The organism is Streptomyces sp. NPDC005181 (assembly GCF_040608395.1).
GTDB lineage: Bacteria > Actinomycetota > Actinomycetes > Streptomycetales > Streptomycetaceae > Streptomyces.
The window spans coordinates 1-10,247 of the sequence record NZ_JBEXID010000146.1 but is presented as its reverse complement, the minus strand read 5'-3'; the positions used below and the strand labels follow the sequence as shown (position 1 = coordinate 10,247).

Below are 10,247 nucleotides of genomic sequence, written 5' to 3'. Positions count from 1 at the left end.
TGCAACGTCGCACCGATGTCCGACGTCCGGGTCGTGGTCATCGACTGCACCGACACCGGCGCATCCCCACCGACCGCCACCGACCCGACCTGGATCTTGCGGCTGACCCTCCGGTCGGCGAGCTTGGTCGGAACGGACGGCATTCCGAGAGAAATCGCAGTCATGCGCTGAGCATCCCCAAGGTGTGGATCAAGGTCCCGAGATCGGCGGGCTCCGACCTTCGAGGTTACGCCACGGGTGAGATCCCGGAGCACACCGCATCCCTGAGTGAGCCCAAAGATAGGCGGCCCGACACCGGGTGTATGTCCGGCCGCCACCCGTGGTGCACGCGATGCGGTCGGCGCGCAGGGTGCGATCTGCGCGCCTGGCAGGTCAGGAAATCTTGACCGGGTTGACGATGTCGGCCACCAGAACCAGCAGTGTGAAGCAGATGAAGACACCGGCGACGACGTAGGCGACGGGCATCAGCTTGGCGACATCGAAGGGGCCGGGGTCGGGGCGCTTGAAGACCCGCGCCACGTTGCGTCGCAGGGACTCCCAGAGCGCTCCGGCGATGTGCCCGCCGTCGAGCGGCAGCAGGGGCAACATGTTGAAGAGGAACAGCGAGAGATTGAAGCCTGCGAGCAGGAACAGCATCATCGCGATCTGGCTCGTCGCAGGGACATCGAGCGTCATCACCTCGCCGCCGATCCTGGCCGCACCGACCACACCGACCGGGGAGTCCGCTGCTCGCTCCCCGTCGCTGAAGGCCGCGTTCCACAGGCTCGGGATCTTGGACGGGAGGGCGATGATCGAGTCGACGCCATTCTCGATCATGTCGCCCATACGGACGACCGAGTCGCCGAGGGAGAGCGGGACGATGTCCGTCCGAGCGGCGAAGCCGAGGTATCCGGCCGGGATGAACTCGCCGGGGACCACCTCACCGTTGGAGTCCTTCTTGGCCACCGAGTTCTTCTGCAGCACGGCGTGGAGCGTCTTCTCCTGGCCGTCGCGCTGAACGGTGAGGGTGGCGGGGCCGATGGTCTCGCGGATCCGGTCGGAGAGGGTGGCCCAGTCGTCCACCTTCTGGCCGTCGAAGGCGACGATCATGTCGCCCTTCTTCAGTCCGGCGGCCTGCGCGGGCGAGACCGGGTCGCTCTTCCTGCAGGTGTCGCGCTTCTCGCTCTGGGCGATCACGCACCGCTGGACACCCGCGACCTCGGTGGTCTGGGTCTGGAAGCCGAAAGTCATCGCGACCCCGAGGAAGATCGCGACGGCCAGGATCAGGTTCATGAACGGTCCGGCGAACATCACGATCACGCGCTTCCACGGCTTGCGCGTGTAGAAGAGACGCTTCTCGTCACCCGGCTCGAGTTCCTCGAAGGCGGCCTCTCTCGCATCCTCGATCATGCCGCGCCACGGCGAGGTGGAGCGCGCTTCCAGCCGCCCGTCCGGACCGGGCGGGAACATGCCGATCATGCGGATGTAGCCACCGGCCGGAATCGCCTTGATCCCGTACTCGGTGTCGCCCTTCTTCCGCGACCAGATGGTCGGTCCGAAGCCGACCATGTACTGCGGGACGCGGATGCCGAAGAGCTTCGCGGTCGACAGGTGCCCCAGCTCGTGCCAGGCGATCGAGAACAGCAGGCCGATGGCGAAGACGACGATGCCCAGAATCGTCAACAGGACCGTCGTAATACTCATGCGCGCGCCTCCGCTGTCGCTTTCGCCGAGAGTTCCCGAGCCCGGGCCCGCGCCCAGGTCTCCGCTTTCAGGACGTCTGCGACCGTGAGTGAAGTTCCCGTCGGCGGGGTGCCGTGTTCGGCCACCACCGCAGTGACCGTATCCATGATTCCGTTGAACGGCAGCCGTCCTGCCAGGAAAGCGTCCACGCACTCCTCGTTCGCGGCGTTGAACACTGCCGGGGCGGTGCCGCCGAGTGTGCCCACGTGCCTGGCCAGTCCCACGGACGGGAAGGCGTCGTTGTCGAGCGGGAAGAATTCCCAGGTGGAGGCGTTCGACCAGTCGAACGCGGGTGCCGCGTCCGGGACGCGCTCAGGCCAGCCGAGGCCGATGGCGATCGGTCCGCGCATGTCCGGCGGGGTGGCCTGGGCGAGGGTGGAGCCGTCGGTGAACTCCACCATGGAGTGAACGTACGACTGAGGGTGGACGACGACCTCGATCCGGTCGAACGGGATGTCGTAGAGGAGATGAGCCTCGATGACCTCCAGCCCCTTGTTGACGAGGGTGGCGGAGTTGATCGTGATGACCGGGCCCATGGCCCAGGTCGGGTGCGCGAGGGCCTGCTCGCGCGTGACGTTCGCCAGCTCGCTCTTCGTCCGTCCCCGGAAGGGGCCGCCGGAGGCAGTGACGACAAGCTTGCGCACGTCGGCGCGGGTACCGGCGGCGAGCGCCTGGAAGAGTGCGGCGTGCTCGGAGTCGACCGGGATGATCTGGCCGGGCTTGGCCAGTGCCTTCACCAGGGGGCCGCCGACGATCAGCGACTCCTTGTTGGCGAGGGCGAGCGTGCGGCCGGCCTCGAGCGCGGCGAGCGTGGGGGCGAGGCCGATCGAGCCGGTGATTCCGTTGAGCACGGTGTGACAGTCGCTCCCGGCGAGCTGCGTGGCGGCGTCGGGACCTGCCAGGATCTCGGGGAGCGGCTCCCCGGCCCCGTACTGATCGCGCAACGCCTCCCGAAGGGCCGGCACCGCATCCGGTGCGGCGACGGCCACGGTGCGCACCCTCAGTTGCCGGGCCTGCTCGGCGAGGAGGGCAACCCGGCCGCCCGCGGCGGAGAGCGCGGTGACGCGGAAGCGGTCGGGGTTGCGCAGCACCAGGTCGATGGCCTGGGTGCCGATGGACCCGGTGGAGCCGAGGATGACGAGATCCCGGCGGCCTTCCGCTGCGTCGAAGACGAGATGCGGGTCGGCAAGGGGGGCAGGGGTGTCGCTCATGCCCCCCATTGTTGCCGCATCGGCCCAACGGGCCGACAGCGCGTCCCCGGAGAATTGCGGGAAGAGCAGCTCCGGCAGCGTTCCTGTGAATGTGGGCAGCCGCTGGGCCACGGCCCACCAGGCTTCGGGATCCTCGCCCAGGGCGGCACGGGTCAGCGCCGTGGCGCGTGCGTGGGCAGCTGCGACGGCTTCGGGCAGGTCGAAATGGTCCGGCTCACCGAGCCACCACCTCTCGTCGAGCGCGCGGAGCGCGGGGGCGCCGTTCAGGACCACATCGTCACCGGTGATCAGCCCGACGGCCAGGGCTCGCTTGCGACGGGCAACGTGCGATCGTCCGTCGATACGGCCGAGCTCTGTGAGCACGGCGTCGGGCGAAGTCCGGGCCGACGCCGGGACACCGGGCACCAGTGCGGTCGTGGTTTCGGTCGGCGCGTGGGGCAGGGGCTCGTCCACCGCATGCGGACGCTCGCCCACCGGGCCCGGCGGGCACAGGAACCGGTCGATCTCTCGCTGTACGGCAGCACGCTCTGCGTCGTTCCAGCGCAGCCCTCCCCGGACCTGGATGGTCGGCAGCAGCAGGGTCCGGTCCAGGGGGGCGTGGTGACGGACCAGTTCGGCGGGCGTGATCGCGCCGATCCGGACCGCCCTCACGGCCGGGCGGTACCACCAGCGGCTGTACGAGCGGGTCCCCCGGGTGTCGAGGAGCGCGAGTACCACCTCGCGCCGGCACTCGCCGCTCAGGATCAGTGCCTCGACGGCGCCCGGCGGCAGTGGCTCACGCCGGTGCTCGGCCACCAGCTCGGCAAGGTCGAGGCCGTGGGGTGCGTCCAGGATCCGCAAGGCGTGGCGTACCCGCTGATGGCCTCGCAACAGTGCGACGAGCTCACTGGTGTCCAGCTCGGGTACGCGTACGGCCGGGGCGATGGCTCGCCGCATGGCGCCGGTGGTACGCCGGTGGGCGTACACGGCCCGGTCCACCTCGTACTCGCGGCGCTCCAGCATGCTTGCCAGCACCGCTCGTTCGCTCTGCTTGTTGCGTGCCAGTGCGACTCGGTCGGTGGTGCTGCCGTCCGTGATGACGTACTCCACGACGGGCGGCACCGGAGGGTGGTCCGCGAGGAGCTCGTCGCGCTGCTGCATGTCGAGCCGGGCCAGGAGAGCCGGGACGATCGCATATGGGGCGTGCCGAAGCAGCTGGGCAAGCGCGGCAATCATGCTGCGCGGAACTTGGTCCACTGCGCGGTCATGACGTCCTGCGGGATGCCGCCTATGTCCTTGGTGCCGGTGATCTCGCCGCGGAAGGCGAGGGTGGTGGAGCCGGAGCGGACGACGGTGAGGTATTCGTACAGCTTCAGCTTCCCCTTCACGTCGAGGATGGTGAAGCGGTAGGCCTTGGCCTCGTCGGCCTCGGTCGCGAAGCCGGGGGCCTTGGCGGGCTCGACCTTCAGATACTTCGCGCTCGCGAGGGCCCGCTCCTCGGTGAATCCCCCGGCGCAGTGCTTGCCGGCCTTGTCGAGCGCCTTCATGACCTCGGCCGCATCGCCGTTCGTGTACGACCGGAGAGTGACATCGACGGTGATGCCGAGCATCTCATCGGGGATGTCGACCTTGCGTTGGACCTGAGCGGCGGGGGCGTAGTCGCTGACATCACCGGCAAGACTGACGAGCGGCTGACAGCCGGCCGGATCTGCGGTGTAGGCGTCGCCGAGAGGGCCGTCGAGGGTGTACTCGGAGGCCGTGTACTTTCCGACGGCCTGCCCGTCGGTGAACGAAGCCGCCTTCAGCCGTGCCTCGCTGAGCGCCTTGGGCCCTCGGGCCGACGCCGAGGGCTTGTCGTCCTTCCCTGAGCCGCCGGACCCGTCCGGACTACCCGAACCGTCCTTGTCGCTGCTGCACGAGGTGGCGCCCAGAGCCATCACGACTGCAATCGTCACAGTCACGGCTCGGCGCCACTGCCCGCGCTGGATTTCCACCCCGAACATCCCTGCCCCCATTTCGCTGTCGGTGATGTTGGTTCTTCTGCTTCTGCAGGTTCTGCTGATTGTGCTGAAGTCCGTCGCTCTTGATCGAGGCTCGATTGTGCTGCATGCCCATGGTTCCGGTCGTGCCGCATCGATCACAGAAGCATGGACGACCGGCGCGGTCACGGACAGTGAGCTTTCGTCAGGATCTCTGTCCCAGGCCTGTCGCCGGTGATTCCAGGTGATACGAGTGGCAGTGCGTCGGTTCATCGGTGTCGAGGGCGATGAGTGCGCCTACTTCGACATCGGGTGCGCGCACAGGGACTTCTGCTCGGCGCTGTATTCCAGATACAACAGCCAGTCCTTGCCCCAGCACTTGTCTCCGTCCGAGATCCAGAATTCGGCCTCGGGCGAGCTGCATCCGACCTCTTCCAGGTCCTGGTCGGGCCACTGGGCGTTGTTACGGACACAGTCTCCGGCCGTGAACGTGGGCTGGGTGTCGGGGATCAGCCCGGGTACGACGACGGTGGCGAGCGCCAGGACCAGGACGGTCATGATGGCGAGCGCGGGCGGGCGGGCCAGGACGCGGTGGCCGGGGGCGAGTTGGGGGCGCAGATTCCCCACGGGGTGGGGCAGGGAGCGGATGCGGGAGCGGGCACCGATGTTCATCAGCATCGTGACCGGAGCGGCGAACACGGACAGCAGGCCCCACCAGCCCTGCCACAGGGTGTTGGACGTCATTCTGCGGTACGTGGCGGTTCCGCAGATACGGCAGAAGGCGCCTTCCTCGGTCAGGAAGCGGAGCGTGATGACAAGGCCCTGGTGTCCGCGCACCACGGTGTGGACGGCGGGTATCGCACCGCAGATGTGGCACGACACGACGGATCCGAACGACGGAAGAGGGTGGTGGGGCGGCGTGGACATGAGAACTCCCGGGAGCGACGTGGGCCCAGGAACCCTAACGGTTCGTGAGTTCCGCGAACTGGGCGAATGCCTCGTGAAACTGAGGGAACGTCTTCCGTACGCAGCCGGGATCGTCGAAGGAGATGCCGGGAACCCGCAGGCCCGCGACGGCGAACGACATGACGATGCGGTGGTCGCCGTGGGTGGTGATCTCCGTGGGGTGTGGTGTACCGGGGTGGATCTCGATCCAGTCCGGACCGGTCTCGACAGTGATGCCCATCCGCCGGAGGTTCTCCGCGCCGACCTCCAGCCGGTCGCACTCCTTCACCCGGGTGTTGCCGACGTCCTCGATGCGTACCGGGCCCGAGGCGAAGGGCGCGAGTGCGGCGAGCGTAGGCATGGTGTCGGAGATGTCGCGCATATTGACCGTGAGTCCGCAGAGTGTGCCGCTGGATCGGACGGTGGTGGAATCCGAGGTTCTGTGCACATCGGCGCCCATGCGGCGCAGTACGTCAACGAACCGCAGGTCGCCCTGGAGTGCGTCCTTGCCGAGGCCGGGGACGGTGACCTCGTGGCCGGTGAGGGCTGCCGCGGCGAAGAAGTAGCTCGCGGTGGATGCGTCGGGTTCGATGGCGTAGGGCGTGGCCCGGTAGCCGCCGGGCGGCACGGTGAAGACGTTGTTGTCGTGGCCGCCACGGGTCACCTCGACGCCGAAGCTGCGCATCATCGCGAGGGTGATCTCGATGTACGGGGCGGAGACCAGGTCGGTGACGGTGATCCGGAGCCCTTCCGCCGTCAGCGGTCCGAGCATCAGCAGTGCGGTGAGGTACTGGGAGGACTCCCCCGCGTCCAGGGTGAGTTCGCCACCCTGGACCCCGGACGCCGTGATCCGCAGCGGGTGGTGGCCCTCGGCTGCCTCGTGGCGCAGATCGACGCCGAGCGTGCGCAGAGCCTCGGTGAGCGGAGCGAGGGGCCGGCGGCGCATCTGCGCGGAGGCGTCGAAGCGATAGGTGCCGGAGGGGGCGGCCGCGGCGAGGGTCGGCAGAAAGCGTGCCGTGGTGGCGCCGTCGCGGCAGTAGATGTCGGACTCGGTGGCGGCGGGTCCGGCCGGGCGGCCCGCGATATGCCAGCGGTCCGCTTCCTTCGTGACGTCGTAGCCAAGGCGCGCAAGGCCCTCGGCGAAGCCCTCGGTGTCGTCCGAGCACAGGGGGCGTACCAAAGTGCTGGTGCCCTCCGCGGCGGCAGCCAGGAAGAGGGCACGTGCGGTGACGGACTTGGAACCGGGGATGCGCATGATGGTCACGGATCCCCATCCTGCCGTGCGGCGCGCGGCCGGGCGGGGTGCGTCCAGCGAGCGGACGCGCCCCGCCCGGCCGGCCCGGTTGTCCGACGGTCAGCGGATGGTGCGGTGAACGTTTTCCCTGGTGGCCGGGCCGGGGGTGGCGTCGGCAATCCAGGGGCCTTCGCCGCTCGGGTCCACGACACCCTGCTCCAGCCAGGTGTACGCACCGGCCAGGACGGCATCGACCACGCGTCGGTCGAGGTTGTCCGTGTTGGACCAGAGGCGGGTGAAGAGTTCCTCGGTCCGGATGCGGGACTGGTGGCAGAAGGCGTCAGCGAGTTGGTAGGCCTCGCGGCCGTGATCGCCGGTGGTGCGCAGATGTTCGGCGCGGACGCAGGCGGCACTCATCGCGAAGAGTTCCGCTCCGATATCGACGATCCTCCCGAGAAAGCCCTGCTTGGTCTCCATGCGGCCCTGCCAGCGCGACATCGCGTAGAAGGTGGAGCGGGCCAGTTTGCGGGCGGAGCGTTCGACGTAACGCAGATGGGTGGAGAGGTCCGGGTGGCCGGACGGATGGAACTCGCTGTAGGTGCGGGGAAGTTGTCCTGGGCCCGCGACCAGTTTGGGCAGCCAGCGGGCGTAGAAGCCGGCCGCGTTCGCTCCCGCTTTCGCCTTGGCGGAGAGCGGTTTGTCAGGGTCGATCAGGTCGCCCGCGACCTTCAGATGGGCGTCGACGGCCTCACGGGCAATCAGCAGATGCATGATCTCCGTAGACCCCTCGAAGATCCGGTTGATCCGCAGGTCCCGGAGGAGCTGTTCGGCGGGGACGGCACGCTCGCCCCGGGCGGCGAGGGAGTCGGCGGTCTCGAAGCCCCGGCCGCCGCGGATCTGAACCAGTTCGTCGGCCATCAGACAGCCCATCTCGGAGCCGTACAGCTTGGCCAGGGCCGCTTCGATCCGGATGTCGTTGCGGTCTTCGTCCGCCATCTGGGAGGCGAGATCGACGACAGCTTCCAGTGCGAAGGTGGTGGCAGCGATGAAGGAGATCTTGGCGCCGACGGCTTCGTGCCGGGCAACCGGCCTGCCCCACTGTTCGCGGACCGCCGACCATTCGCGGGCGATCTTCAGGCACCACTTGCCGGCGCCGACACACATGGCGGGCAGGGACAGCCGTCCCGTATTGAGGGTGGTGAGGGCGATCTTGAGGCCGGCACCTTCGGGACCGATGCGGTTGGCGGCCGGAACCCGGACGCGGTGGAAGCGGGTCACGCCGTTCTCGAGCCCGCGCAGCCCCATAAATGCATTGCGGTTCTCCACGGTGATGCCCGGGGCGTCCGCCTCGACGACGAACGCGGTGATGCCGCCCTTGTGGCCGACCGACTTCGGGACGCGGGCCATGACGACCAGCAGGTCGGCTACGACACCATTGGTCGTCCACAGCTTCACGCCGTCGAGAATGTAGTCGGGACCGTCCGGGACGGCCGAGGTGGCGAGGCGGGCAGGGTCGGAGCCGACATCCGGTTCGGTGAGAAGAAACGCCGAGATGTCGGTGCGGGCGAGCCGCGGAAGGAACGTGTCCTTCTGCTCCTGGCTGCCGAAGAGCTTCAGCGGCTGCGGTACGCCGATGGACTGGTGGGCGGAGAGCAGCGCGCCGATCGCCGGGTTGGCGGAGCCGACCAGGGCGAGCGCCCTGTTGTAGTAGACCTGGGTCAGTCCCAGGCCGCCGTACTTCGGGTCGATCTTCATCCCGAGGGCGCCGAGCTCCTTGAGGCCGTTGATGACCTCGTCGGGGATCTTCGCGTCACGCTCGATCAGAGCGCCGTCGATCTTGGTTTCGCAGAAGTCGCGCAACCTGGCGAGAAACGCCTCGCCGCGCCGGACGTCGTCGGCGGGCGGCATGGGATGCGGATGGATCAGGTCCAGCCGGAAGCGGCCGAGGAAGAGTTCCTTGGCGAAACTGGGCTTGCGCCAGTCCTGCTCGCGTGCGGCTTCGGCCACTTGACGCGCTTCACGCTCGGTGACCTTGGGCGTGTTCTTCGGAGCGGATGGTGCGGACATGAGGAGCTCACCTCGCCGCGTTGTCGGGTGGGCGGACCCGGCCGGTCCGCGCGGAGCGCGCATGCGCGCCTGCCGAGGCATACCAACCGGTGCTACTCGTCCGTATGTACCCGATTCCTGCCGCCCTCACCAGCCCTCGGACGCCGATCGGGTCGCGAGCCACTCCAGTGGCACGTTCAACGGGCGACCTGCGGCCGGGCCTGGGCGAGGGGTAAGCAGGAACGGCCGGAGCCCCCGCACAGTGGGCCCCTCGCACCGCCCTGACCTGCGGTTTCCCTCTGACCAGCATAAACTTTCAGAGCCTCGGCCCGCATCAAACCGTCCCAGCCCGCTTTTAGCCGCTTCAGCACGCCGCCGTTTTCCCGTGGGAAAACCATGGGAAAGCCGGGAACGCGAAGGTGCCCTGACCTGCGGTACCCGTTCCCCTGGGCTCCACCACCACCAGCCGCACCGGCCGCCAAGCTGGCCAAAACCATTCGCGTGGATGGCCAGACCGGGTCATACATCCTTCTGGTTGACGAACCCGAGAGACGCAAGTCCTTCGGTCGCGCACAGGCGGTCTGATGCGCCGCCTACCTCGGTCTGCAGGAGGGACCGTCCCCGCGGGTGCGGGGAGCAGCCGGCCAGCACATCCACGGCCAGATACGGAGCTTGGGGGGCCCGCGCACCTGGGCCAGCCGGATGCGCCCGCCGCTGCACCGGGCCACCCTGGAGGGATGAGCGCGCCGATAGTCGTCCACGGTCTCTCCCCCACCGGCGGGCGCAGTGTCGCCGTCAACGGGCAGATCGTCGGGCTCGCCCACACTGACCGTGACCTCGTCGAATTCCTGCGGCGGGCCGGCCTCGACGACGCCTGGGATCTCCTCGACGACCCGCACTGGACCGAGTGGCGCGGCGGACGGGCCCACCGGTACGAAGCGGCGTGACGTAAGCCCTGCACATCCGGAGGGAGCCAGGGCTGTCCCGCCCGCGCCAGACGGGGCCCAGGGCGTGCTTTAGAAGTAGCGCATGATGTTCAGACACGGCAGCTGTAGATGCGGTCGTGTGACGCGTCGGTGCTGGCCAGCTGGGTGATGGGGCGCCTGCGGGCATGAGTACGGCCACCGTGAT

Annotated in this window: 8 protein-coding genes; 1 reads left to right on the top strand and 7 read right to left on the bottom strand. The window is 68.5% G+C overall.

Translation table 11 applies throughout. The features are described 5' to 3' along the window. The 7 genes from ABZV38_RS37790 to ABZV38_RS37760 form a co-directional block, all read right to left on the bottom strand. The coding region (locus tag ABZV38_RS37790; RefSeq protein WP_352263283.1) for a flavodoxin-dependent (E)-4-hydroxy-3-methylbut-2-enyl-diphosphate synthase at positions 1 to 164 on the bottom strand (164 nt) is incomplete at its 3' end. Between the two features lie 208 nt (positions 165 to 372). Next, positions 373 to 1,683, bottom strand: coding sequence for a site-2 protease family protein (locus tag ABZV38_RS37785; RefSeq protein ID WP_356333162.1), 1,311 nt, complete (start codon positions 1,681 to 1,683; stop codon positions 373 to 375). Further along, a complete protein-coding gene (gene dxr, locus ABZV38_RS37780; RefSeq protein ID WP_356333164.1) occupies positions 1,680 to 2,933 on the bottom strand; it encodes a 1-deoxy-D-xylulose-5-phosphate reductoisomerase in 1,254 nt (417 codons plus the stop codon). Before dxr ends, ABZV38_RS37785 begins: the two co-directional genes overlap by 4 nt. 1,211 nt (positions 2,934 to 4,144) lie before the next feature. Continuing rightward, a complete protein-coding gene (locus ABZV38_RS37775; protein WP_356333160.1) occupies positions 4,145 to 4,873 on the bottom strand; it encodes a hypothetical protein in 729 nt (242 codons plus the stop codon). Positions 4,874 to 5,188: 315 nt separating this feature from the next. After that, the gene (locus ABZV38_RS37770; protein ID WP_356333158.1) at positions 5,189 to 5,818 is read right to left on the bottom strand and encodes a hypothetical protein; all 630 of its coding nucleotides are present in this window, start codon (positions 5,816 to 5,818) and stop codon (positions 5,189 to 5,191) included. 34 nt (positions 5,819 to 5,852) lie between these two features. Next, the gene (aroA, locus tag ABZV38_RS37765) at positions 5,853 to 7,100 is read right to left on the bottom strand and encodes a 3-phosphoshikimate 1-carboxyvinyltransferase (protein WP_356333156.1); all 1,248 of its coding nucleotides are present in this window, start codon (positions 7,098 to 7,100) and stop codon (positions 5,853 to 5,855) included. 90 nt (positions 7,101 to 7,190) lie between these two features. Next, the gene (locus ABZV38_RS37760) at positions 7,191 to 9,137 is read right to left on the bottom strand and encodes an acyl-CoA dehydrogenase family protein (RefSeq protein ID WP_356333154.1); all 1,947 of its coding nucleotides are present in this window, start codon (positions 9,135 to 9,137) and stop codon (positions 7,191 to 7,193) included. A 716-nt stretch (positions 9,138 to 9,853) separates the two neighbouring features. On the opposite strand from ABZV38_RS37760, the gene ABZV38_RS37755 reads away from it, so the two are divergent. Beyond that, positions 9,854 to 10,063, top strand: coding sequence for a hypothetical protein (locus ABZV38_RS37755; protein ID WP_356333151.1), 210 nt, complete (start codon positions 9,854 to 9,856; stop codon positions 10,061 to 10,063). Positions 10,064 to 10,247: the final 184 nt, after the last annotated feature.